20 protein-coding genes are annotated in these 24,201 nt (G+C 34.5%); 7 read left to right on the plus strand and 13 right to left on the minus strand.

The genetic code is table 11. From position 1 onward, the window contains the following. Nucleotides 1–30 precede the first annotated feature (30 nt). The 4 genes from fsa to ACXHHC_RS06650 form a co-directional block, all read right to left on the minus strand. Entirely contained in the window at nucleotides 31–681 is a 651-nt protein-coding gene (gene fsa / locus ACXHHC_RS06635; RefSeq protein ID WP_458228846.1) for a fructose-6-phosphate aldolase, read from the minus strand. Between the two features lie 93 nt (nucleotides 682–774). Next, nucleotides 775–2,349, minus strand: a complete 1,575-nt coding sequence (locus ACXHHC_RS06640) for a solute:sodium symporter family transporter (protein WP_458228847.1) — start codon at nucleotides 2,347–2,349, stop codon at nucleotides 775–777. Nucleotides 2,350–2,430: 81 nt separating this feature from the next. Beyond that, nucleotides 2,431–3,762, minus strand: coding sequence for a xylose isomerase (gene xylA, locus ACXHHC_RS06645; RefSeq protein ID WP_458228848.1), 1,332 nt, complete (start codon nucleotides 3,760–3,762; stop codon nucleotides 2,431–2,433). An 18-nt stretch (nucleotides 3,763–3,780) separates the two neighbouring features. Then, on the minus strand, nucleotides 3,781–5,265 hold the full coding sequence (locus ACXHHC_RS06650; RefSeq protein WP_458228849.1) for a xylulokinase: 1,485 nt from the start codon (nucleotides 5,263–5,265) through the stop codon (nucleotides 3,781–3,783). 159 nt (nucleotides 5,266–5,424) lie between these two features. Between ACXHHC_RS06650 and ACXHHC_RS06655 the strand changes: the two genes are divergently transcribed. The 3 genes from ACXHHC_RS06655 to ACXHHC_RS06665 all read left to right on the plus strand — a co-directional run bounded on the left by ACXHHC_RS06655 (nucleotide 5,425) and on the right by ACXHHC_RS06665 (nucleotide 7,704). After that, nucleotides 5,425–6,096 (plus strand): NUDIX hydrolase, encoded by a 672-nt coding sequence (locus ACXHHC_RS06655; RefSeq protein ID WP_458228850.1) that lies wholly within the window; start codon nucleotides 5,425–5,427, stop codon nucleotides 6,094–6,096. A gap of 10 nt (nucleotides 6,097–6,106) precedes the next feature. Next, nucleotides 6,107–6,961, plus strand: a complete 855-nt coding sequence (locus ACXHHC_RS06660) for an alpha/beta hydrolase (RefSeq protein ID WP_458228851.1) — start codon at nucleotides 6,107–6,109, stop codon at nucleotides 6,959–6,961. 80 nt (nucleotides 6,962–7,041) lie between these two features. Then, on the plus strand, nucleotides 7,042–7,704 hold the full coding sequence (locus ACXHHC_RS06665) for an outer membrane beta-barrel protein (RefSeq protein WP_458228852.1): 663 nt from the start codon (nucleotides 7,042–7,044) through the stop codon (nucleotides 7,702–7,704). An 88-nt stretch (nucleotides 7,705–7,792) separates the two neighbouring features. Here the strand turns inward: ACXHHC_RS06665 and ACXHHC_RS06670 are convergent, their stop codons facing one another. Both ACXHHC_RS06670 and ACXHHC_RS06675 read right to left on the minus strand, forming a co-directional pair. Beyond that, entirely contained in the window at nucleotides 7,793–8,206 is a 414-nt protein-coding gene (locus tag ACXHHC_RS06670) for a DUF6691 family protein (RefSeq protein WP_458228853.1), read from the minus strand. Nucleotides 8,207–8,216: 10 nt separating this feature from the next. Then, entirely contained in the window at nucleotides 8,217–8,765 is a 549-nt protein-coding gene (locus tag ACXHHC_RS06675; RefSeq protein WP_458228854.1) for a YeeE/YedE family protein, read from the minus strand. A gap of 158 nt (nucleotides 8,766–8,923) precedes the next feature. On the opposite strand from ACXHHC_RS06675, the gene ACXHHC_RS06680 reads away from it, so the two are divergent. The 3 genes from ACXHHC_RS06680 to ACXHHC_RS06690 all read left to right on the plus strand — a co-directional run bounded on the left by ACXHHC_RS06680 (nucleotide 8,924) and on the right by ACXHHC_RS06690 (nucleotide 10,824). Further along, complete coding sequence (locus tag ACXHHC_RS06680) at nucleotides 8,924–9,157, plus strand: thioredoxin family protein (RefSeq protein WP_458228855.1); 234 nt, start codon at nucleotides 8,924–8,926, stop codon at nucleotides 9,155–9,157. Nucleotides 9,158–9,289: 132 nt separating this feature from the next. Next, on the plus strand, nucleotides 9,290–9,892 hold the full coding sequence (locus ACXHHC_RS06685) for a MarR family winged helix-turn-helix transcriptional regulator (protein ID WP_458228856.1): 603 nt from the start codon (nucleotides 9,290–9,292) through the stop codon (nucleotides 9,890–9,892). A gap of 77 nt (nucleotides 9,893–9,969) precedes the next feature. After that, nucleotides 9,970–10,824 carry a sterol desaturase family protein gene (locus ACXHHC_RS06690; protein ID WP_458228857.1) on the plus strand — a complete coding sequence of 285 codons (855 nt, stop codon included), beginning with the start codon at nucleotides 9,970–9,972 and terminating at the stop codon, nucleotides 10,822–10,824. On the opposite strand, the gene ACXHHC_RS06695 is transcribed toward ACXHHC_RS06690, so the two are convergent. Next, the gene (locus tag ACXHHC_RS06695; protein ID WP_458228858.1) at nucleotides 10,814–11,260 is read right to left on the minus strand and encodes a thioredoxin family protein; all 447 of its coding nucleotides are present in this window, start codon (nucleotides 11,258–11,260) and stop codon (nucleotides 10,814–10,816) included. The genes ACXHHC_RS06690 and ACXHHC_RS06695 overlap by 11 nt on opposite strands. 98 nt (nucleotides 11,261–11,358) lie before the next feature. Then, the gene (locus ACXHHC_RS06700) at nucleotides 11,359–12,459 is read right to left on the minus strand and encodes an OmpA family protein (RefSeq protein WP_458228859.1); all 1,101 of its coding nucleotides are present in this window, start codon (nucleotides 12,457–12,459) and stop codon (nucleotides 11,359–11,361) included. A gap of 194 nt (nucleotides 12,460–12,653) precedes the next feature. On the opposite strand from ACXHHC_RS06700, the gene ACXHHC_RS06705 reads away from it, so the two are divergent. Beyond that, a complete protein-coding gene (locus tag ACXHHC_RS06705) occupies nucleotides 12,654–14,336 on the plus strand; it encodes a pseudouridine synthase (RefSeq protein WP_458228860.1) in 1,683 nt (560 codons plus the stop codon). A 47-nt stretch (nucleotides 14,337–14,383) separates the two neighbouring features. Here ACXHHC_RS06705 and bglX read toward each other — a convergent pair whose 3' ends face one another. From bglX to ACXHHC_RS06730, 5 genes are all read right to left on the minus strand, one after another. After that, entirely contained in the window at nucleotides 14,384–16,663 is a 2,280-nt protein-coding gene (gene bglX, locus ACXHHC_RS06710) for a beta-glucosidase BglX (protein WP_458228861.1), read from the minus strand. Between the two features lie 92 nt (nucleotides 16,664–16,755). Continuing rightward, nucleotides 16,756–17,631, minus strand: coding sequence for a glycoside hydrolase family 16 protein (locus tag ACXHHC_RS06715; protein WP_458228862.1), 876 nt, complete (start codon nucleotides 17,629–17,631; stop codon nucleotides 16,756–16,758). A 79-nt stretch (nucleotides 17,632–17,710) separates the two neighbouring features. Beyond that, entirely contained in the window at nucleotides 17,711–19,210 is a 1,500-nt protein-coding gene (locus tag ACXHHC_RS06720) for a hypothetical protein (protein ID WP_458228863.1), read from the minus strand. 76 nt (nucleotides 19,211–19,286) lie between these two features. Beyond that, the gene (locus ACXHHC_RS06725; protein ID WP_458228864.1) at nucleotides 19,287–20,867 is read right to left on the minus strand and encodes a RagB/SusD family nutrient uptake outer membrane protein; all 1,581 of its coding nucleotides are present in this window, start codon (nucleotides 20,865–20,867) and stop codon (nucleotides 19,287–19,289) included. Nucleotides 20,868–20,887: 20 nt separating this feature from the next. After that, nucleotides 20,888–24,055: a SusC/RagA family TonB-linked outer membrane protein gene (locus ACXHHC_RS06730; protein WP_458228865.1), complete on the minus strand. Its 3,168-nt coding sequence runs from the start codon at nucleotides 24,053–24,055 to the stop codon at nucleotides 20,888–20,890. Between the last annotated feature and the right edge of the window lie 146 nt (nucleotides 24,056–24,201).

Here is a 24,201-nt window from a genome sequence, read left to right on the forward strand (position 1 = left end):
GTTCTATAAATGTATTAATCCGTAAATAGATTACATGCTTTTTGCAGCTTCTAAGAATGTAGCCAAACCACTATCTGTTAATGGATGTTTCATTAAACCTTCAATTGCTTTTAAAGGTCCTGTCATTACATCTGCTCCAATTTTAGCACAGTCAACAATATGCATTGTATGTCTTACTGATGCAGCTAAAATTTCAGTTTCAAATCCGTAGTTATCGTATACTTCTCTAATTTCTTGAATTAAGTGTAATCCATCTGTAGAAATATCATCCAAACGTCCAATAAATGGAGATACATAAGTAGCTCCTGCTTTAGCAGCTAAAATAGCTTGTCCAACAGAGAATACTAATGTTACGTTTGTTTTAATTCCTTTGCTAGAAAAATACTTACATGCTTTAATTCCATCTTTAATCATTGGTAATTTTACCACAATCTGAGGATTTAAAGCAGCCAAAGCTTCTCCTTCTTTAATCATAGAGTCGTAATCTACAGATAAAACTTCTGCACTTACATCTCCTTCTACAGCATCACAAATGTCACGGTAGTGTTGTAAGATATTTTCTTCTCCAGAAATACCTTCTTTTGCCATTAAAGATGGGTTGGTTGTAACCCCATCTAAAACTCCTAATTCTTGAGCTTCCTTAATTTGATCAAGGTTTGCTGTATCAATAAAAAATTTCATTTTGTTTTAATTTATGTTTTTAAACGTTTTGTTTTTTTCGAAAAATAAATCCTTAGCAAGGATACATATTTATAGTGATAATGAGGTTTAAATTTACCTAAAAATAATGTAGGTAGAAACTACAATTATACAAATTACCAAACCAACTGGCTTTACAAACTTCCAAGGAGTAACATCTACTTGTTGCGTGTAATCTTGTACAAAGTCCTCTTCTCTTGGTTTTAATTTTCCTATTACCAACATAATAATAATGGTTAACACACAAGTTATTGCCTGCATGTGTAACATGTGTAACTCTATCAATCCTAAACCATCGTGAAGTACAATGTAAGCTACGTAAATAGTAAAGGCAAAAATAACTCCAATTTTAGCAGCAATGGCAGGAACTCGTTTTGTTACAAATCCAATTACAACTACTGTTAAAATAGGCACACTGTAGGCTCCATTTACCGTTTGCAAGTATCCAAAAATACTGTCTGCGTATACCAAGAATGGAGCAATAAACATAGAGAAGAAAGCCAAAATAACTCCAAAAGTTTTTCCTTTCTTTACCACTGTTTTTTCTGCTGCATCTTTGTCTATAAACTGCTTGTAAATATCTACCCCGTATAAGGTAACACAAGAGTTTAATGCTGAGTTAAACGAACTTAAAATAGCTCCGAATAATACAGCTGCAAAGAATCCTACCCATACATCTGGCAATACATCTGCTACCAATTTAGGGTATACATCACTAGTATTTAATCCTGCACCGTATTTATGAAAAGCAATAATCCCTGGTAATACCACAATAATTGGCCCTAAGATTTTAATGAAAGCTGCAATGGTTAATCCTTTTTGCCCTTCTGCTAAATTCTTAGCACCTAAAGCACGTTGAATAATTTGTTGATTACTTCCCCAGTAGAATAACTGTACCAACATCATCCCTGTAAAAATAGTTTCAAAAGGAATAGATGAATCTGGCCCTCCAATAGAATTAAACTTTTCTGGATTCTTATTCATTAACTCTGTTAATCCTGTTAAAATACTTCCATCTTCACTAATTGCCATCAATCCAAAAACCGGAATTAACAAACCTCCAATTAACAATCCAACAGCGTTGATACTATCAGAAACAGCTACGGCTTTTAAACCTCCAAAAATGGCATAAATAGAACCGATAATTCCAATTCCCCATACACAAATCCAAACAGCTCCCCACTCACTAACTCCTAACATTTCTGGAATGTTAAACATTCCGCTAATTGCTTTAGAACCTGTAAATAGTACCATTGGTAATAAAACCACTGCGTATCCTGTTAAAAATAAACCAGAAGTTAAAGCCTTGGTTGTTTTGTCGAACCTTCTTTCTAAAAATGTTGGAATGGTAGAAATACCTCCTTTTAAATAACGAGGTAATAAATAAACCGCAGTAATTACCATAGCAATAGCTGCTAAAGTTTCCCATGCCATTACCAAAATACCATCTGTATAGGCATCACCATTTAAACCTACAATTTGCTCTGTAGAAAGGTTTGTTAATAGCAAGGAACCTGCAATAACTGTTGCGGTTAAACTTCTTCCCCCTAAAAAATAACCTTCAGAAGTACTCTCGTTGGTACCTCTAGTTGCCAAATATGAAATAATGGCCACAAGCAATGTAAAGCCTACAAATGAAATGATTCCCATGATATATTGTGTGTTGTTTTAATTAAGTTGTTAAAATAAGAATCCCAAAGCTTGAAACCATCAAACTTTGGGATTTTAAAATTAAATATTATTATTTACAATGTTTTCGAATAATTCTTGTTTACCGCTAATACTTTGTAACTCTCCGTTCTCTTTAGCAATGCTGTATAAATCTTCGAAAGATAATTTTCCTTCTTCAAAAGCTTTTCCGTTTCCAGCATCGAAAGAAGCGTAACGCTTTTCTCTTAAGCTTGTGTAGTCAGATTCTCTCATAATCTTATCAGCAATCAATAATCCTCTTGCAAATGTATCTGCACCACCAATGTGCGCTAAGAATACATCTTCTAAGTCTGTAGAATTTCTTCTAATTTTTGCATCAAAGTTAACTCCACCACCTTGTAATCCTCCTGCTTGTAAGAATACCAACATAGCTTCTGCTGTTTCCTGAATGTTGTTTGGGAATTGATCTGTATCCCATCCGTTTTGGTAATCTCCACGGTTGGCATCAATACTTCCTAACATACCTGCTTGTGCAGCCACATCCATTTCGTGTTGCATGGTATGACTTGCTAAAGTAGCATGGTTTACTTCTAAGTTAATTTTAAAATCGTCTTGTAAACCGTGTTTGTTTAAGAAACCAACAACTGTTGCTGCATCAAAATCGTATTGGTGCTTGGTAGGTTCCATTGGTTTAGGCTCAATAAAGAAGTTTCCTGTAAACCCTTTTCCACGTGCGTAATCTTTAGCCAATCCTAAAAATTGTCCCATGTGGTTTAATTCACGTCCCATATCTGTATTTAATAAAGACATGTAACCTTCACGTCCACCCCAGAATACGTAGTTTTCTCCACCTAATTCCATAGTTGCATCTAAAGCCAATTTAATTTGGGCTCCAGCTCTTGCTACTACATCAAAATTAGGGTTGGTAGATGCTCCATTCATATAACGTGGGTTAGAGAAACAGTTTGCAGTTCCCCACAATAATTTAACTCCACTTGCTGCTTGCTTTTCTTTTAAGTAAGCTACAATTTCTTTTAAACGAGCTTCAGACTCTTCAAAAGTTGCTCCTTCTTGAATCAAATCAAAATCGTGGAAACAGTAGTAATCAAATCCCATTTTTGTAATGAATTCAAAAGCAGCATCTGCCTTGTCTTTTGCTGCTTGAATAGGGTCTGCGTTTTGATCCCACTCAAAGTTTTGTGTACCTGGTCCAAAAGGATCAGATCCTTGTCCACAGAAGGTATGCCAGTAAGCAATAGAAAACTTAAAGTGTTCTCTCATTGTTTTCCCTGCAACTACCTGATCTGGATTGTAATATTTATAAGCTAAAGGATTTTTTGAGTCCTTACCCTCAAACTTAATCTCTCCAATTCCTTTGAAGTACTCTTTACTTCCAATTGTTAATTTTGACATGATTTTATAATTCTGATTTTATTTTATTTTTGTTTCTAACACCGCTAACCACTTCTGGTAAGCTTGCTCTAAAGCTTCTTTTTTAAGAGCATCTCCTTGATAGGTTTTTACAATATTTTCTTTAGAGAAAGCAGTATCTAAATTTTCTATTTCTCCTGCTCCGTATCCTGCTCCAATAGCGGCTCCCACAGCTCCAGATGTTTCTTTTACCTGAATTTCTGCTCCCGTTAAAGTTGCAATAGTTGTAGAAAATACTTCGGATTGGAACATATTATCATTTCCAACCTTCATAACACTAGGATCTAAACCTAATTCTGCCATACAACGGATTCCATACACAAAAGAAAACGCAATTCCTTCTAAACAAGCTCTTACCATATGGCTTAAACCGTGCTTGCTAAATTGCAATCCTTCAAACTGAGCTCCAACAATTTTGTTATTCAGCATACGTTCTGCTCCATTACCAAAAGGCAAGAATGACAATCCTTCTGCTCCTGCCGGAACTTCTTGAGCCATTGTTTCTAACTCAAAATAATCCTTATCTGCAGCTAAATTATTACGCAACCAAGCATATGCACTTCCGGTTCCGTTAATACACAACAACACTCCTAATTTTCTATCTTCTGCAGTATGGTTGATATGTGCAAACGTATTTACTCGTTGATTTGCATCGTATTTTAACTGATCTACCACTCCATACACCACTCCTGATGTACCCCCCGTAGCTGCAATTTCACCTGCATTTAATACATTTAATGAAAAAGCATTGTTTGGCTGATCTCCTGCTCTATAAGAAACAATTGCTTCTGAGCTAAAACCAAATTGCTCAGCCATTGCCGTAGAAATCTGACCTTGATTGGCAAAAACAGGAACAATTTCGGGGAACAATTCGTTGTCAAAACCATAATGATTTACAATAGTCTCACTTAATTGTTCTTCTTTAAAGTCCCATAAAATCCCCTCGGATAATCCTGTATTTGTGGTAGTAATTTTGTCTGTGAATTTATACGCAATAAAATCACCGGGTAACATAACCTTGGCAATTGTTTTGTACAATGCTGGCTCATTTTCTTTTACCCATGCCAATTTAGAAGCGGTAAAATTCCCTGGAGAATTCAACATACTTTCCAAACACTTCTCTTCTCCTATTTCAGCAAATGCTTTATTACCTGTTGCTACTGCTCTACTGTCACACCAAATAATTGCGGGTCTTACTACCCCTCCACTTTCTGTTAAAGTAACCAAACCATGCATTTGATACGCTATACCAATAGCTGTTACCTGCTTCCTTTCTACATCCGTTTTTTCAAATAGTTTATCCGTTACTTTCTGAATGTTATTCCACCAATCATCAGGATGTTGTTCTGCCCAATTCTCCTGAGGAGCATCAATCTTCATCTCTCTTTCTGGGTAACTAGCAGATGCTAATACCTCTTTTGTTTGATTATTTATTAGAGTCGCTTTTACAGACGAACTTCCTAAATCAAAACCTATAGATATCATATTCCTTAAATATTAGTTAGTTATGCCAAAATTGGCAACGACAAATTTACTTAGTTTATTTTTTAAACAAAGTAAATATAGTAAAAATTTTAGCTTATTATTAAAAGAGTTAGATTATTTATTAAACTATCTTTATTTTTATGGCTTAAACCAAGAAATATGATAGAGAATTCTGTAGATTGTGTAATTTTTGGATTCCAAGAAGAGAGCCTTAAAGTACTCCTAATTAAAAGAAAGAATGAGCCTTCTAAAGGATTAATGGCATTACCTGGAGATTTCCTTGATGAAAATGTTAGCATATATGACAGTGCTAAGAACACTTTAAAAAAAATTACCAACTTAGACGATATCTACTTAGAACAAATTAGAGCTTTTGGAGAAACAGACAGATATCCTGGAAAAAGAGTTATTACAATTAGTTATTACGCTTTAATTAATATAGAACAATACACTCCACAAGCGGGTTACACTGCAGAAAAATTAGAATGGTGCGATATTGACAAACTAAACGAAATAGATTTAGCTTTTGATCACGAACACATTATAACGTCTGCACACAAAAGATTAAAGAGAAGAGTTAGACACGAACCTATTGGTTTTAACTTATTACCCGAAGAATTTAGCTTGACAAACTTACAGCAAGTATATGAGTCTATTTTACAAATAGAATTGAACAAACGTAACTTTAGAACAAAATTAAATCAGATGAAGTTATTGATTGATACGGGGAAAAAACAACAAAAAGTAGCACACAAACCGGCTATTTTATATCGTTTTGATGAAAACGTATACCAAAAACTAAAAGAGGACGGATTTTACTTTAAATTATAAAATAAGAATTATGAAATATTTTGCTTTCTTTTTTTTAGTTACCACTACTCTTATTGCACAAACAGAAATAAAACTCCCTTATAAAAAAACAGACAATGTAAAATGGGAAGGAGAAACCTTTGAAATATCTAGAAACGACCACAAACAACTTACCAATATTGCCAAACCTAGTATTTTAATTTACTCTCCTAAAGAAGAAATTAACACAGGAACTACGGTAGTAATTGCACCAGGAGGTGGCCTTAGAGTAAATAGTATTGAAACCGAAGGAACCATGGTAGCAGATTGGTTGGTAAAAAAAGGGATTACAGCCATTGTCTTAAAATACAGATTAGTACCATCTAACAAAGGAAAAGTAGCTGGTGATTATAACCAAAAACAAGAACTGTTACAAAAAGTATTTCCGTATGCCATAGACGATGCTTTAAATGCCATTGCCTATGTAAGAAAAGCATCCAACGAGCTCTATATAGACCCAAATAAAATTGGAATGATGGGATTTTCTGCAGGTGGAGCTGTAACCATGGGAGTTGGGTACAATTACACAACTAAAAACAGACCCAATTTCTTAGTACCTATTTATCCTTGGACCTCTAAATACCCAGTACAGAAACCTAAAAAAGATGCACCTCCTATGTTGGTTATTTGTGCTAGTAACGATCCTTTAAAACTAGCCATGGGAAGTATTCAATTGTATAGCTCTTGGAAAGAAATGGACTTGAATGTTGCCTTACACATGTATGCCAAAGGAGGACATGGATTTGGAATGACCAAAAGAAATACTCCTTCTGACACGTGGATTGAACGTTTTTACGACTGGGCAGTTAGTGAGAAATTAGTCACTATAAAACCAACAGCTAAATAAGTTCTAATTAACCTTAATTTAATAACAAAAATCATCTTATTTTTTTAAGTTTGCCGGATTTAAATTAAAAACCGACAAAAATGTTATTAAAAAGAATCGCTATAGTTGCGCTTATGATAAGTGCAATGGGAATTGTTGCACAAAAAAAAGAGGTTGAACAGTTTCGAATTAAGGAAGGTAGTAAACTAATTGGTGGAGCTATTAACTACAATCAAAGTAAATTCACTAGTAATGATGACTGGTCTCCAATTGATAATAAGGAACAAACTGCTCTAATTAATCTAAACTACGGAGTTGCCCTAAACGACAATGTTGTTTTAGGTTTAAAAGCTAGTTATATAATGACACGAATTGAAGCTACTGATTACGATACTAACGGATTCAGTTCTTCGCAAGACACTAAGAATACAAATTACATCATAGGTCCCTACCTAAAGAAATACTACCCTATAACTAAAAAATTATTGTTTAATGTAGAAGGCTTTGCCGGGCTCGTTAAGGGAAAATTTGAAGATTTTAACTATGATTCTGAAACTAAAACTAACGGGTATACATTAGCTATTGAACCTGGTCTTACGCTACAAATTTCTAAAAAAATTGCTCTTACAGCAAATATGGGGCAAATAAGACATACTTCTACGGAATATAGCAATGATGATGTAGATGTAGATTACAAAGCAGACAATACAATCTTTAATTTTGGTTTAGACAACTTAACATTAGGAGCTATAATTATATTATAAAACAATATACAATCCCAACGAAGATTTATTCAACCACAAAAAAGAGGTTTCTAATTAATTAGAAACCTCTTTTTTGTGGTTAGAAATTTTAATGTGGCAATTTATCTTTTACAACTCCATACACATAGGTCCCCAAAACCGCGAAAGCAATTACAATAAGTAGACTAAAAAAACCTGAACCTACCAACGTAAACATGGGTCCGGGGCAAGCACCTCCTAAGGCCCAACCTAAACCAAAAATAATCCCTCCAAACAAATAGCGTTTTACACTTTTTGCTTTATCATCTATTGTTATTGGTACTCCGTAAAAACTCTTTATTTTAAATTTCTTTATAAGCTGGATTGTTAGTATTCCTACCACAACTGCCACTCCAATAATTCCGTACATATGGAAAGACTGAAAATTAAACATCTCGTAAATTCTAAACCAAGAAGCAGCCTCGGACTTATACATGGTAATACCAAACAACATTCCTATACTTAAGTATATTATATTTTTCATTTCTTTCTATTTAAAAAATTAAAGGATACAACAAATGAATCATTACCAATCCACCAATAAAAAAACCAATGACCGCAATTAAAGAAGGGAGTTGTAAATTACTTAATCCAGAAATTGCATGTCCAGAAGTGCAACCTCCAGCATATCTTGCACCAAACCCCACTAAAAAACCACCAACGGCCAATACTAAAATGTTTTTAGGATTTAAATCAACAAATAATTCAGTTGGCAAATAAGAAGTTGCAGCACTTGTAATTCCGTAAGTCTCTAAACTTACTATGGTATTTTCACTAATTGCAACACCTTGGTTAACACTTAAAAAATTAGCAGCTATAAAACCTCCTAGTACCGCACCAAGTGCTACCATTAAATTCCATCGTTGTTCTTTCCAATCAAAACGAAAAAAGGAAGTCTTTTTACCGGCACCGCATATGGTACATAGCGTCCTTAAATTAGAAGACATTCCAAATCGGTCTCCCATCATCAACAAAATAAACAGTACCAAAGCAATCAGTAATCCTGATATATACCATGGCCAAGGTTGTAGTATTAGCTCCATGTTATTCATTATTATTTATGGGAACAAAAATAGAAACACATTTACAGGGCATCAGTAACATTTGTTACAGGGAAAAAATGAATAAATATTTTTTAGTTAGGAATCCTTACTATATATTTGTAATGCAATATTGCAACAACTTTTAATTTTTTAACAAAATGAGTAAATCAATTTTTTATCACGCAGGTTGTCCTGTATGTATTAGTGCTGAACACGATTTAGTAAACTTAATTGGTAACGAAAATGTGGATATTATTCACATTGGAGAAGACAAAACAAAAATTTCTGAAGCTGAAAAATCTGGCGTACAATCGGTACCTGCATTGGTTACACCTAATGGAAATGTATTGCACATAAATTTTGGTGCTTCTATAGAAGATGTAAAGAGTTAAACACGTGTTAAAATGTTAGGAATCCTAATAAAAAATAAAGCCATAATGTTTTCTATGATATCATCTTAAAAAGCTTTTATTTAATTAGGATTACTAACTTTGCCTGTCAATAACAGTTGACAGGCAATTTTTATGGATAAAAGTACCTTTAACCCCAAACACCAAGAAAAAGATATAGCTAGCAAGGTTGTAGCTAGTTTGGAGCGTATTTCTGAAGTTTTTAAAGTATTGCTCTGGGAAAAAGCAAAAAAAGAAAGCTTAAGCCCTATACAGATACAAATTCTAATCTTTGTTGCTTACCATACACCTTCTCTTTGCAATGTAAGTCATCTAGCCAAGGAGTTTAATATTACCAAACCCACTGTTAGCGATGCTATTAGAGTTTTAGATAAAAAAGAATTAATTGTAAAAGACTTCTCATCTACAGATAGCAGAAGCTATACAATTCTTATCTCTGAAAAGGGAAAAGAAGTTATAAAAACAACCTACAATTTTGATTTACCTCTTATAAAACAGGTAAAAACCTTAAGTACAAAAGAACAAGAAGACTTGTTTTCTACATTAAGTAAGTTGATCTATCAATTAAATCAAAAGGAAATTCTATCGGTTCAACGCACTTGCTATGGTTGTAAGTTTTATCAAAATTCCACAAACAAACACTATTGTAATCTATTGGAAAAAGAGCTAAAAGTTGGACAAATTAGAATAGACTGTCCTGAATTTGAAGAAAAGTAACTTTGGTTACAATCCATTTCTTTTTTGTTCCATACTTTTGAATAATGGAACTCCTAAATAACATTTTTTGCAGCAGCATGCTAAACTACTTCCACTGGGTAGTATCCATGATTTGTTGGGAAGTAAATTGGTACGAAAATTACTTTTGGGGGCTTATATTAATTTCTCTAATTATTTGGTTTCTAGAAATTTTGTTCCCATGGAGAAAACACCAAGGAGTTTTTAGAAAAGATTTTTGGTTGGATGTATTTTACATGTTTTTTAACTTCTTTATTTTCGGAACTTTTATTAGTGGTTTTTACGCATTAACATCGTCCTTATTTAAAAGTATAGGTATAGTACCTGATACCCTTGTTCTTATAAACATAAAAGAACTCCCTGTTGTTTACCAACTGATTCTATTTTTTGTGATCAACGATTTTGTGCAATGGTTTACTCATATCCTTTTACATCGATTCGATTTTTTATGGAAATTTCACCAAATCCATCACAGTGTAAAAGAAATGGGGTTTGCTGCTCACCTTAGATATCATTGGATGGAAAACATTTTCTACAAACCTTTAAAAACACTAGTTGTTATGGTACTGGGTGGTTTTCAACCAGAACAGGCATATATAATTCATTTTGCGGCAATCACCATTGGACATTTAAACCACGCAAACCTTAATATTACCTGGGGGCCCCTAAAATACATTTTTAACAACCCTGTAATGCATTTGTACCATCATGCGTATACCTTACCCAAAGAAAGAAAACATGGGGTAAATTTTGGAATAAGTTTAAGCTTATGGGACTATATCTTTAAAACCAACTACATTCCAAAAACAGATAAAAATTTAGAAATAGGTTTTAAAGGAGATGATAAAATACCCGCTGACTTTTGGAATCAACTAAGGGTTGGCTTGCACAAAAACAACAAGATTAATTCGTAAGTTTTTGAATATATTCAAAATATTTACTGGTGTCTCTTAAATAAGAATATCCAGCTATTTGTTCTTTTACTTTTCCTCTAGAATTCATAAACACAACCAAAGGAAAAGACTTTCTCTTATTGTATTTCTTTAACAGTTCCTTATTTCTTTCCATCTGCTTCTCAGAAATAATATCTACTCTACGAGGAATATCTACCAAAACCAAATTAAACTTTTTTGATACTTCTAAAAATTGAGTGGAATGAAAAAAATCTGCATCTAATTTTTTACAAGGTGCACACCAATCGCTTCCGCTAAAATACAGAATGATAGGTTTCTTATTCTTTTTGGCTTTTTTTAGCGTTTTCTCAAAATTCTGAGACCATTTTAACTCGCTTTTCTGAGAAAAAACACAACAACTTACCGCTAAACAAATAATGAATAATAAACGTTTCATAAATATTCTATTGACGATTTAAATATATAAAAAAACTCTTTTCTAAGTTTCTTAGAAAAGAGTTTCAAATATAATGCCTTAATTTAGTTTAACTCAAACTATTGAATCAATCTAAACTCAGTTCTTCTGTTTACTGCATGCTCTCTTTCTGTACAAGAAACACCATCAGCACATCTGTTTTTTAATTTGTTTTCACCATGACCGTTGGCTACTAATAAACTTTCATTAATTCCTTTTGTTTTTAAGTAGTTTACTACTGCCAAAGCTCTTCTTTCTGATAAATCTTGGTTAGATGTTTTAGAACCTCTAGAATCTGTATGAGAAGCGATTTCTAATTTAACTCCTGGGTTGTTTTCAATCACAGGCATTAATCTATCGTCAATTAACTTTTTAGCTTCTGCTGTTAAAGTTGCACTTCCTAAATTCCAGTTAATAGGTAACGCTTGGTATTCTATTAAAGAACATTCAACTTCTTTCCAAGTTGTTAAACCTCCTTTTTTAACCAATACTTCTTTTACGACTACTTCGTAAACAGCAGGAACAATTTCCTCTGTAGTATAAGCATCTCTTACCAAAACAGTTTTTGTAATTGTTTTGTATTCAGCAGGAATAATAATCTCTTTTACATGAGCAGGTTCTTTAATAACTCTCTTTTTATACGTAGCCCTTTCTTCTGCAACAGGATTTCTATCTGCAGATGCATCAGACTCTAACTCAATAGTAGGTACTGTTTTATATTGTGCAGGATATCCTTTATAACACCAATATTTACAATCATCTGGATTGCTAGACTCACAATCTGGTTTTTCTGGACTTAATTCCCATCTTGCATAAGCAGGTTTAATTTCAACCATTTTAGAAGCATTTTTAAAAGTCGCAGAATTTAAACTAAGTGTATTAGAAGCCTCTTTAGAAGTATACTCTACTACTTCTGTACCCCATACAGCAGGAACAAATTCAAACTTTTTAGATTCTTCTTTAACTAAAACCTCTTCTGTTACTGTTTGATATTCTGCAGGTACTTCTGTTAAGATTTTGTAAGCTGGTTCTACCTCAACTTGCTCTTCTTTATTTTCATAAATATCTGGTGTTGTACAACGTACATAACATTTTCCTGGCTGTGGATTTAATGGTAAATCTTGTGCAAATGATGTTGCAGAAACAGCTAAAAACATAGCTGCTAGTAGTAATTTTTTCATTGTTGATTTAGTTTAAATATGCAGGCTAATATCACTCTTTTGGATGAGAAAAAAAATGTATTTCAAACCTTTTAAACTTTTGTTAACATACATCAATAACAAATACGTAAAACACTGAACAACAACCGTAAAAAAGTTACCTAGTTTAATCTAAAAGATTGAATATCTTTGCCTTTAAGAATAGTCTTTAATTAATGATTAACAATCAACACTTTCACTCCTTTAATAGGGATGTACTCCAAATACCTTTACCAGAAAAATTTACGTTTCCGTTTTATTACGAACCTCATCCTTTGTGCAAGTTAGCAGCAGCAGAAGTTCAACAATACATCACAACTCAAAAAGACTGGAAACATCCTTTTTTTGATTCCAACGAATTGAACGAAAAAACCATTGGAAAAATGTTTGGGGTTTTAATCGTTAAAAATTCAAAAGACGAATTGGGATATTTGGCTGCTTTTTCTGGAAAATTAGCAGGCACCAATGATCATGATTTTTTTGTTCCTCCTATTTTTGATATGCTGCAAAATGAAAGTTATTTTCTACAGCAAGAAGAAATCTTAAACCAATTAAATGCTGATTTAAAAACTGCAGAAAATAACGACACTTTTCTACAACTTACACAAACATTAGAAGCCTACAAAAAAACTGCCGCAAACGAAATTGAAGCTTTAAGGCAACGTATTATTGAAGATAGAAAACAACGAAAAAAGAAACGAAACCAAGCAGAACAAGAGCTAGAGGGAGAACCACTTAGTGCACTTTTAAACCAGTTGGCAAAAGAGAGTGTAAGTTCTAAAACAGCTCTAAGAAAACTAACGGAAAATTGGGAGGATCAAATCTTGGACATTGAAAAACAAATTACTCCTTTTACAAACAAAGTAACTGCTCTTAAAAAAGAAAGAAAAGAAAGGTCTAATGCCCTACAACAGTACTTGTTTAAACAATACAAACTCCTTAATAAAGAAGGAGTCTCTCAAAACTTACTAGATATTTTTAAGACTACAGCTTTTGAAACACCTCCAGCAGGTGCTGGTGAATGTGCTGCTCCTAAATTGTTACAATATGCTTTTCTAAACAATTTAACACCTGTTTGTATGGCTGAATTCTGGTGGGGAGATAGTCCTAAATCTGAGATTCGAAAACACGGGCAATACTATCCTGCCTGTCAAGGAAAATGTAAACCTATTTTAGGTCATATGTTAGAGGGCATAGAAATGGACGAAAATCCTTTGTTAAAGAATCCTGCAATAGGAAAAGAACTAACAATTGTATACAAAGACGATTACCTACTTGCTGTAAATAAACCTCCTGAATTTTTATCCGTGCCCGGTAAAGATATTAGCGACTCTGTATACATAAGAATCAAACAACAATTCCCAAATGCTACAGGGCCTTTAATTGTTCACCGTTTGGACATGTCTACTTCTGGTTTGTTATTAATTGCAAAAGACAAAGACACACACGAGGCATTGCAAAAGCAATTTATAAAGAGAACCGTTAAAAAAAGATATGTAGCATTGCTAAACGGAACACCCCTAAAAACAGAAGGATTTATAGACTTGCCTTTACGTTTAGATGTAGACGATAGACCTAGGCAATTGGTTTGTTATGAACACGGGAAATCTGCTAGAACAAAATGGGAAATTATTGAACAAAAAAACGGAAAAACCAAAGTGTATTTTTACCCTATCACAGGAAGAACACATCAGTTAAGGGTCCATGCTGCACACACTCTAGGCTTAAATACTCCTATTGTTGGAGATGATTTGTACGGACAAAAGTCTAATAGATTGCACCTACATGCTGAATCCATTACCTTTATACACCCTGTAAGCAAAAAAGAAATTCACATAAAAGTAAAGGCTGAATTTTAACATTCAGCCCTTGCTATAAACATACTCTTACAAAATTTATCAACTATTTAATCTAAAACAAAACTTGTTTCTATAACTGTTTTAGAGCTACCTCCTAAGAAAATTTTAAATTCTCCTGGCTCTACTACAAATTCACCTTGATTATTGTAAAAACCTAATTCTTCGCTGGTTAATTCAAAAGTTACAGGCTTTTCTTCTCCAGGTTGTAATTCTATCAACTCAAAACCTTTTAACTCTTTTACGGGTCTGGTAACACTCGCCACAATATCTCTTATATATAACTGTACTACTTCTTTTCCTATTCTTTCTCCTGTATTCTTTACATGTACTTTTACAGAAACACTTCCTTCTTTTTGTGTAACTGATAAATCTCCATATTCAAATTGAGTATAGCTCAGTCCATGCCCAAAAGGATACAAGGCATCATTCTTTTCATCTTGATAATGAGACCAAAAAACAATATCTTTTCCTGGCAAAGTTGGTCTTCCTGTATTTTTGTAATTATAATACAATGGCATTTGTCCTACACTTCTTGGAAAACTCATTGGTAACTTTCCACTAGGATTGTAATCTCCATAGAGCACTTGTGCAATAGCATGTCCACTCATAGATCCTAATTGCCACGCTTCTACAATAGCCGGAATATTTTCATCAGCCCAATTTAGCACCAATGGTCTCCCGCTATTTACCACTAAAACTATATTGCTATTTACTTTATAAACCTCTTCTAACAACTCTTGTTGTACCCCCGGTAAATCTAAAACTACTCTACTTCTTCCCTCTCCACTTTGAAAACCATGTTCTCCTAACACCATCACAACAACATCAGCATTTTTTGCCGCATCTTTTGCTTCAGAAAAACCACTGGTGTCTGTTTCGTTAATTTTTACCTCAGTTATAAAATTGGTTTCACCAATTGTTACATCAGCACCTTTGGCATACTGTATTTTATTCCCCTCGTATGCTTTCATTCCTTCTAACACAGAAACTGCTGTACTATCTTTCGCTGCAATTCTCCAACTTCCCAAAGGACTTGTTTTATCTGCTGCTAAAGCTCCAATTACCGCTATCTTTTTGCCTTTTTTTGCTAAGGGTAAAAGCCCCCCTTTGTTTTTTAACAAAACAATAGATTTTTTGGCCATGTCTAAAGAAGCATCCAATACTTCCTTACTACCAATAACTGTTTGTTCTCTCTGCTCATTGCAATACCTGTAAGGGTCTTCAAACAATCCCAATTCAAACTTTACTTTCAAAATTCGCTTACATGCATCGTCAACTAAAGATTCGTCTACTTTTCCGTTTTTCACCAATTCTGATAAATAAGCCACATAAGCATTCGATTCCATATCCATGTCGGATCCTGCATTAGCTGCAATCTCTGCAGCATGCTCTAAATCTTTTGCATGACCATGAGCAATCATTTCTGCTATTGAACCCCAATCAGAAATCACCAAACCATCGTATTTCCATTTCCCTTTTAAAAGATCTCTTTGTAAAAATGAACTTCCTGTTGCTGGTACTCCATTTAACTCATTAAACGAATTCATAAAAGTCCTTACTCCTGCATCTACAGAAGCTTTAAAAGGAGGCAATACAACATTGTGTAACGTAGAAGTACCAATATCTACTGTATTGTAATCCCTACCCGCCTCTGCAAAACCATAACCTGCAAAGTGTTTTGCACATGCCAATATGGTGTTCGCACTCGATAAATCTTCTCCCTGAAACCCTACCACTCTAGCTTTGGCAATTAGACTTCCTAAATAAGTATCTTCTCCTGCTCCTTCCATTACTCTTCCCCAACGAGCATCTCTAGAGATGTCTACCATGGGTGCAAATGTCCAGTTTATTCCTGCTGCAGAAGCCTCTAACGCTGCCATTTCTGCAGATTTTTTTATTGCCTGTAAATCCCAACTAGCCGATTCTGCCAAAGGTATTGGACTCATAGTTTCGTACCCATGAATTACATCAAAACCAATGACCAAAGGAATTCCTAACCTAGTTTCTTCTACCGCTATTTTCTGAACTGCTTTTACATGTTTTACCCCTCTAACATTTAACATAGAACCCACATAACCAGATCTTAAATCTTTGTATTTCTTTACTGCATCACCATGTATGGGTGCAGGACCGGTTACATTCCAAAAACCGTTGTATTGATTCATTTGTCCGACCTTTTCTTCTAAAGTCATTCTAGACAATAAATCATCAACTCTCTCTTCTATTGAATATTTGGGATTTTTATATTTCACTTCACTCGTTTGATTGCATGAAAATACCACGAACACCATCAGACACAACATCCATAAATTTATTCTATTTTTCATACTTAATTAACTTTTTAAACGATTTACTTAGCATAATATCGTTTGATTCAAACTTCAATAATTTTATTAGCTCTTAAATTCGCTAATTCACCCTATTGATATACCCTTACATAATCTATTTCCATAGTTGACTGGGTAAAATTGGCATCTATGGTACCACCTAATGTTCCCCCCATGGCTAGATTTAAAATCATAAACTGATTGTTATCAAACGGCCAATTGCTTACTGTACTATTTGTAGGTCTTTGATAAGTTCCCATTACAACACCGTCTACAGTAAAATCAATTTTATTTTCTGTCCACACCGTTCCATATACATGAAAAGCGGTAGCAACATCGTTTACTCTTGCATAATGCTTTACAAAAGCAGGATTTCCTCCAGATCCAGAAATGGTATGAATTGCACTAGAAGTAACTCCTAAATCGTTCCCCGTATGTTCCATAATATCTATTTCTCCACAAGCTGGCCAACCTGCTGTGGTAATATTTTCTCCTAACATCCATATTGCAGGCCACGTACCTCCACCGTTAGGTAATTTTGCTCTTACCTCTACTTTTCCATAAGTAAACCCAAATTTATCCTGAGTTTTGATTCTAGCAGACGTATACGTTGCTCCATTAAACAATTGTTTAATAGCCGTTATTTTTAAGACTCCATTTTCTACTCTTACATTTTCTGGTTCTCTGGTATAGAATTGAACCTCACTATTTCCCCATCCATTATCTCCTGTTCCTACATCATAGGTCCAGTTACCAGAACAAGGACTACCATCGGTATCAAACTCATCAGACCAAACTAAAGTCGTCATATCACCCGTAGGTGTAGCACTTTCAACTTTACCAGAACAACTTTCATCAACTATTAATAATGTTTTATCATCGTTGCTACAAGCACAAGAAAACAAACAAATTATTAACAGGCTCTTTAGCCATAAATTCTTAGGTGTTGATATATTATTTATTTTCATCCTTTGTTTGTATTTAATTAAAGATCCACACACACCCACTTTGAATGTATGTGGATTTTTTCACTACCTAACTTTCTTATTAATTAGAACCGTACGTAAAGTCATCTATATAACCTGTAACAGCTTCAAAATTGTTTTCACTGTTAAACTGTACCACTATTCTACTAAATTTCGTTTCAGCACTTTGAGCAGAGAAATCAAAAGTTAATTCTTGCCAAGTATCGTATTCGTAAGTTTGAATTACTTCTACTTGTCCTTCCCATGGAGAGCTACTAGAACCATCTTGTAATTTTAAAGCCAATTGCTTAGGCTGTGTATGTGCTGTTGCTGGTGAAGGTACATAAACTTTTACCTTAAAGATATTCTTGGTTGATAAATCAAACTTATCGGTCTTATCTTCATTCAAGTCAAAACGGATATTTGCATACTGCCCTCCTGTATCTTCGTACTTTAAGATTTTGTTAGAAGTGTTAATTCCTGTTTTCCAACCATTGTCAACAACTTCAACTCCTGCTGCATCTCCAACCCAAGTAATATTTCCAGCTCCTTCAAAATCATCATGCGGATCTGTTCCAATACCTGTTGATGGACATCCATCTGTATTACCTCCTCCATGAACATCAGGACAAGCATCATCTACATCTGCAACTCCATCATTATCAGAATCTGTAGTTGGTAACGAAGCTCCAGGAGTCCCTTCTTTAGCAAACATAAATCTCCAAAAACCATTTTTACCATCTGTCCCTGCATCATTTAAAACAGTTATATATACAGTCATCGTATTTTTATCATCAGAGAAAGTTACATCGCTATAAGTAACGCTATCAGGTGCTTCACTTGGATTTCCTATTTCTTTACCATTCATTATTTTTGCCAATCCTAAATAAGCTCCTTTACCTGTAATTGTAATCGTATTATTTGTTTCGTCGTGGAACCAAGTAGCCGATGCAGTACCATCAAATGGAGCTACAGGTGTAGCACAAGCTTCAGGATCTGTACCCATCCATGGCTCTCCCCAAGTTTGACTACCTAAAGTATTTACAAAACTACCATCGCTTTTAAACTCGTATACATCATCAAACAAACAATCTCTTTTTTTCAAGTCTGCTAAACCGTTAGACCACCAAGAAAAGTTCGTTGCATCTGGTCCAATTGCTAAAGCAGCTGCATCGTGTAACAATACCCATCTACCTACAGCATCTGTCTGTGGTACAGTAAACGTAATAGAAACTTGCTTTTCTGTAGAAACATCTTCTTTACCAGTAGCCATTGCTGTTACTTTAATCGTATAAGTTTTAGTTTCGTTTGGATAATCATAATTAACAGGAACTCCCGCTGTTGGTTTTACATCATCGGTAGCATCTGTACCAAAATCCACCTCATATGAAGTTGCTCCAGTTGCTGTTGGGGTTACCGTTACAACCGTTCCGTCTCCACTAATCTCTGTAGTAAAATCTACATTGGTAATACCATCTGCAGTACTACCACCACCCATATCATCTGAATCATCGCTGCTGCTACAAGCAATGACTAATGCTAAACTCGTTAGGATAAACATCCACTTCTTTAAATTTTTCATCTTTTATCTATTTAATAAGTTAGTAATGATTCTACGTTTCCGAAGAATATCTTTAAAACGTTCTTGTTTTCATCTATTAATATCCAGGGTTTTGCCCCCATCTCTCTAAAGCATTTGCCAAATTCAATTCTACTAATGGAATTGGAAATACTTCATTTTTTCCTGTTGCATATGCAATACTTCCTGCTTCTGCAGGTTTACTTGTGTTGTAATCATCAAAAGCATCTTGTGCTTTGTTGGTTCTTACCAAATCGAAGAATCTATGCCCTTCTCCCGCCAGCTCTAATCTTCTTTCTACATAAATAGCTTCTAACAAATCACTCTCCCCATTGTAAGGATAGTCGTGCGAGTTGTTTCCAAAAGCTCTTACTCTTACTGAATTTAAATAAGACGTTGCATTCACAACGGAACCTCCGCTTTGCACTTCTGCTTCTGCAGCCATTAGCAATACATCTGCATAACGAATTGCCCTGTAATTGTTCTGAAAGTTTAATGGATCTGATCCTGCTCTTGCATTTTCGTCTGCCTGAGTTGGTAAGTATTTTTTTGTAAAGAACCCTGTATCTTCTCTACTCTTTTCATAAGCACCATTTGTTCTTAGGTCAAGAATTGTAACATCTCTTCTGGTATCTCCAATGTCATACGAATCGTACAACGCTTGTGTTGGTAAATTAAATCCCCATCCATTTATGTAAGGTGCTATGGATACATTTCTAGGAGCATTGAATTTAGGGAAATACGTTCCCTCGCTACACTGAATACAATCCCATCCTGCTCCTTCTACATTGGTATACTGAATCTCAAAGATGGATTCATTTCCATTCTCTCCTCCTGCTGTAAATAGAGTATTAAAATTTTCTAGACTGTAAATATTTGCACTAATTACATCTCCTAAAACAGTAGCCGCATCTGCAAAGGCTGCACTATCAAATTTTCCATGATACAAATACACCTTTCCTAAAAGTGCCTGCGCAGCTCCTTTGGTTATTTCATACTTTTCGGTCTGGGTTACTGGTAAATTCTGAATTGCTTCTTTTAAGTCTTCTTCTATTAAACCATAAACCTGAGCAATGCTTCCTACTCTATTTAAAGCATATTCCTCTCCAACTCTAACACGCTTGTTTGCAATCCTCTGTACTCCATTTCTTTCTTCTGTTAACAATGGAATATCTCCATAGAACTTTGCCAACTCAAAAGTAAAATAGGCTCTTAAAAAATATGCCTGTGCAATAATCTCTTCTTTTCCAGCAAAGTCTGCATTGTCTTTAAACTCCAAAATGTAATTGGCTCTGTTTATAGCAGCATACATAAACTTCCAAATATCTCTTAATTGATTATTGTCCGCTTGTGTATGAGACATTTTATCTATTCGTTGCAAAGTTGGCTGGTCTAAATTTGCCGCATCTCCTCCTGCAATAATATCATCTGATGCTACAACACCTGTTAACACATTCCAAAAAGTAGTCTGTAACATATCATATGCACCAATCAATGCCTTTTCATACTCTTCTTGAGTCTGAAAATAATTATCTGCAGTAGGTCCTATAGGATCTAATTCTACAAATTCATCACAAGAGTTTAGGGTAGGTACTAATAATAGTAGTCCTGTAATGAAAGCCAAAAAGCTTATTTTTTTATTTATTGATCTATTTTTCATCTCTCTGTATTTATATAAGATTAAAAACTTAAGTTCATTCCAAAAATGTAAGTCTCAGCCACTGGATAAAAACCTCTATCTATCCCAGCTCCAATTGGCTCACCTTTGTTATCTGTACCTGGTGAAGAACCTGATGGATCGAACCCTGAATAATTGGTAAAAGTGTGTAGGTTATTAGCAGACACGTACAATCTTAGCTTGTCTATCCCTACTTTTGAAATTAACTTCTCGTTAAACGTATACCCCACTTGTACATTCTGAATTCTTACATAAGAAGCATCCTCTACATAATAGTCTGAAAATTTATCTGTGTTGATAGAAGCTCCAGAAACCACTCTAGGATTTGTGTTACTTGGGTTGGTTGCTGTCCAAGCATCTAACACTCTAGTACTTTTGTTGGCCAATGTATTTACACGTTCATAGTCGCGTACCATTTCGTTTCCAAAAGATCCAAAGGCAGAAGCGCTAAAGTCTATATTCTTATAAGAGAACCCTATATTTAAACCTGCTGTTAAACTAGGCAATGGATCTCCAATATTTGTTCTATCATTTTCGTCTACTTTTCCATCTCCGTTGGTATCTACAAATCTTAAATCTCCAACTCCTGCTCCATCGTGGTAAGTACCTTCTGGGGCACTTGCATCTAAAGCATCTATTTCTGCTTGACTTTGGTAGATTCCGTTAGTCTTGTATCCGTAGAAGTAACCTATTGCATGACCACTTTCCATTCTAGACGGTAAAATTCCTGTTCCAATTCCAAAACTACCTCCTTCTAAAAATCCTGATTCACTTCCTACAAATACAACCTCATTTTTAAGCGTTGTAAAGTTTACACTGGTATTAAATTTAAAATCATCAGAAAACTGATCTCTATAAGAAACTAGAAATTCAAATCCACTATTCTCAACCGTACCTGCGTTGATAAATGGAGCCGATGATCCAATACCTCCTACTCCTGTTAAACCTGAAATCTGAGCATCAATCAGTAAATCTTCTGTTCTTTTAGTATATACATCTGTGGTAATGGTAATCTTGTTTTTTAGCAATGCTATATCAAAACCTATATTTCCTGTAGTGGTTGTTTCCCATTTAATACTTGGGTTAGACAATCTCCCTTCTGCAACTCCTGTCAATAATTCTAACTGTGTAGCTTCTTCGTTGTTTGTATAAACTCCCTCACCATCTAACCTAGAGATGTAGGCAAAGTCTCCAATTCTATCGTTTCCAATAATACCGTAACTCGCTCTTAGTTTTAAGTTGTTTACCACACCTTTTTTCTTAAAGAAATTCTCTTCAGAAAGTACCCAACCTAAAGAAACCGAAGGGAAATAGGCTACTTTGTTTTCTGGTCCAAATCGAGAAGATGTATCTCTACGCAACATTCCAGAGAACAAATACTTTTCTTTGTAGTTGTACTGCAACCTTCCAAAGTAAGAAAACAACCTATTCTTAAATTGTTCGCTACCTACGGCCAACTGAGCTGGATTAAAACGGTCTCTTACAATTTCAAAATTCTCTATTCTTGCATAGTCATTAGCGTTTTCTCCTTGTCTCATAACCTCTCCAAACTGTCCAGCAAAAGTTCCTCTAAATTCAACCATTTCCTGCCCTAAAAGAACGTCTACATTGTGAACCTCATCAAACGTATTTTTATAAGTAACAATGTTGTTCCATGTATAATCATCAAAAGTATTCTGATCGTCTACATACTCGTTTCTTGTGGTTCTTGTTAACGATTTACCCGCTCCAAAATACGCTAAGGGTCTAAAGATGTTAATGTCTACAACCGCATGGTTGAATTGATATTTAGATCGAATAGATAAGTTCTCTGTAATATCGTATTTAGCAGTAAACGTTGGACTGATTTTATTTACAATATCTTTGTCAAAACTAGTTGCCATTTGAGCCACTGGATTTGCAACCTCAATCGCATTTGTATTCACAACTCCAAAACCCCCTCTGTATCTTTCAAAACCGATATCGTTTGTAGCAGCATTACTGTATACACTTGTTAAAGGGTCTGCATTTATAGCGTTGTACAACACTGCTCCCACTCCATTTTCTGCTAGTTTATTCTTTTCAGAAAAACTATAAATTGCCGTTGCCGAAAGGTTTAATTTATCCGTTACGTCGTAGCTTAATTTAGTTCTAGCAGTCAATCTATTGTAATTGGATTTTTCGCCTCCAACAATACCATCTTGATTTAGGTAGGAAGCTCCAACCGCATAAGTTAATTTCTCCGTACCACCAGTAGCAGATACATTTACATTGTACATAGGTGCTACTTCAAAAACTTCATCTTGCCAATCCGCAGCCCCCAAAGGAGTAACAGCACTAATACTTGGATCAAAAATCAACCCTGTATTGTCTTGTATAAAATATCTATTGCTTCCTTCTGCCTGATTTACATACCCTGCAAACTGACTTGGATTTAATAAATCTAACTTTTTACTTGTTTGCTGAAAAGCGTAGTAAGAATCTACATTTATTTTTAAGTCGCTCTTTTTACTTCCCGACTTGGTTTCTATAATAATTACCCCATTCGCAGCTCTTACCCCATAAATACCAGCTGTTGCATCTTTTAATACATTTACACTCTTAATATCATTTGGGTTGATAACTGATAAATCTTCTATAGGGTTACCATCTACCAGAATTAAAGGTCTGTTATCTCCATTTGTAGAAATACCTCGAATTCTAATGTTAGACCCTGCACCAGGTGCACCAGAAGATGACGTAATAGAAACTCCAGAAACCTGTCCCTGAAGTGCTTGTTCTACTCTTACAGGATTTAACTTTTCGATAGTTTCACTCTCCACTACCGAAACAGCTCCTGTTACTTCTCTTTTATCCTGAGTTCCGTAACCTATTAAAACAACCCCCTCTAATTGCTCAACATCTTCTTTTAAAATTATATTTAAAAACGTTTGAGACTTGATTGCTATTTCTTCTTTAGTATACCCTAAATATGAAAACACCAACACATCTTCTTCTTGGATATTTGCTAATTTAAACTCTCCATTAAAGTCTGTTAGAACAAGTTTGTCTGATCCTTTAATAGATATATTAACACCTATTAAAGGCTCCCTTGTTGTGTTGTCTACCACCTTACCTTTTACTTCTTTCCCTTGAGAGAAGACATTTAGCGAAAACAACAATAAAAAACACTTGAAAATAAAATTTCTCATTATTACAACTATAAAATTGAACATATGTCAAAATTAAAGCTGAATTATTGATATATCTAAAAAACAACCGCTACAAAAATCATACAAGTTGTTTTTTATACCCACCAGTAGGTTTTAACTAAGTTTTTAAAGGGTTTTAAAAGTAT

Source organism: Wenyingzhuangia sp. IMCC45574, assembly GCF_054182685.1.

What these genes read in the sequence shown, in the direction of transcription:
- fsa (WP_458228846.1), bottom strand. Translation starts at nt 681, where the DNA reads ATGAAATTTTTTATTGATACAGCAAACCTTGATCAAATTAAGGAAGCT.
- ACXHHC_RS06640 (WP_458228847.1), bottom strand. Translation starts at nt 2,349, where the DNA reads ATGGGAATCATTTCATTTGTAGGCTTTACATTGCTTGTGGCCATTATT.
- xylA (WP_458228848.1), bottom strand. Translation starts at nt 3,762, where the DNA reads ATGTCAAAATTAACAATTGGAAGTAAAGAGTACTTCAAAGGAATTGGA.
- ACXHHC_RS06650 (WP_458228849.1), bottom strand. Translation starts at nt 5,265, where the DNA reads ATGATATCTATAGGTTTTGATTTAGGAAGTTCGTCTGTAAAAGCGACT.
- ACXHHC_RS06655 (WP_458228850.1), top strand. Translation starts at nt 5,425, where the DNA reads ATGATAGAGAATTCTGTAGATTGTGTAATTTTTGGATTCCAAGAAGAG.
- ACXHHC_RS06660 (WP_458228851.1), top strand. Translation starts at nt 6,107, where the DNA reads ATGAAATATTTTGCTTTCTTTTTTTTAGTTACCACTACTCTTATTGCA.
- ACXHHC_RS06665 (WP_458228852.1), top strand. Translation starts at nt 7,042, where the DNA reads ATGTTATTAAAAAGAATCGCTATAGTTGCGCTTATGATAAGTGCAATG.
- ACXHHC_RS06670 (WP_458228853.1), bottom strand. Translation starts at nt 8,206, where the DNA reads ATGAAAAATATAATATACTTAAGTATAGGAATGTTGTTTGGTATTACC.
- ACXHHC_RS06675 (WP_458228854.1), bottom strand. Translation starts at nt 8,765, where the DNA reads ATGGAGCTAATACTACAACCTTGGCCATGGTATATATCAGGATTACTG.
- ACXHHC_RS06680 (WP_458228855.1), top strand. Translation starts at nt 8,924, where the DNA reads ATGAGTAAATCAATTTTTTATCACGCAGGTTGTCCTGTATGTATTAGT.
- ACXHHC_RS06685 (WP_458228856.1), top strand. Translation starts at nt 9,290, where the DNA reads ATGGATAAAAGTACCTTTAACCCCAAACACCAAGAAAAAGATATAGCT.
- ACXHHC_RS06690 (WP_458228857.1), top strand. Translation starts at nt 9,970, where the DNA reads ATGCTAAACTACTTCCACTGGGTAGTATCCATGATTTGTTGGGAAGTA.
- ACXHHC_RS06695 (WP_458228858.1), bottom strand. Translation starts at nt 11,260, where the DNA reads ATGAAACGTTTATTATTCATTATTTGTTTAGCGGTAAGTTGTTGTGTT.
- ACXHHC_RS06700 (WP_458228859.1), bottom strand. Translation starts at nt 12,459, where the DNA reads ATGAAAAAATTACTACTAGCAGCTATGTTTTTAGCTGTTTCTGCAACA.
- ACXHHC_RS06705 (WP_458228860.1), top strand. Translation starts at nt 12,654, where the DNA reads ATGATTAACAATCAACACTTTCACTCCTTTAATAGGGATGTACTCCAA.
- bglX (WP_458228861.1), bottom strand. Translation starts at nt 16,663, where the DNA reads ATGAAAAATAGAATAAATTTATGGATGTTGTGTCTGATGGTGTTCGTG.
- ACXHHC_RS06715 (WP_458228862.1), bottom strand. Translation starts at nt 17,631, where the DNA reads ATGAAAATAAATAATATATCAACACCTAAGAATTTATGGCTAAAGAGC.
- ACXHHC_RS06720 (WP_458228863.1), bottom strand. Translation starts at nt 19,210, where the DNA reads ATGAAAAATTTAAAGAAGTGGATGTTTATCCTAACGAGTTTAGCATTA.
- ACXHHC_RS06725 (WP_458228864.1), bottom strand. Translation starts at nt 20,867, where the DNA reads ATGAAAAATAGATCAATAAATAAAAAAATAAGCTTTTTGGCTTTCATT.
- ACXHHC_RS06730 (WP_458228865.1), bottom strand. Translation starts at nt 24,055, where the DNA reads ATGAGAAATTTTATTTTCAAGTGTTTTTTATTGTTGTTTTCGCTAAAT.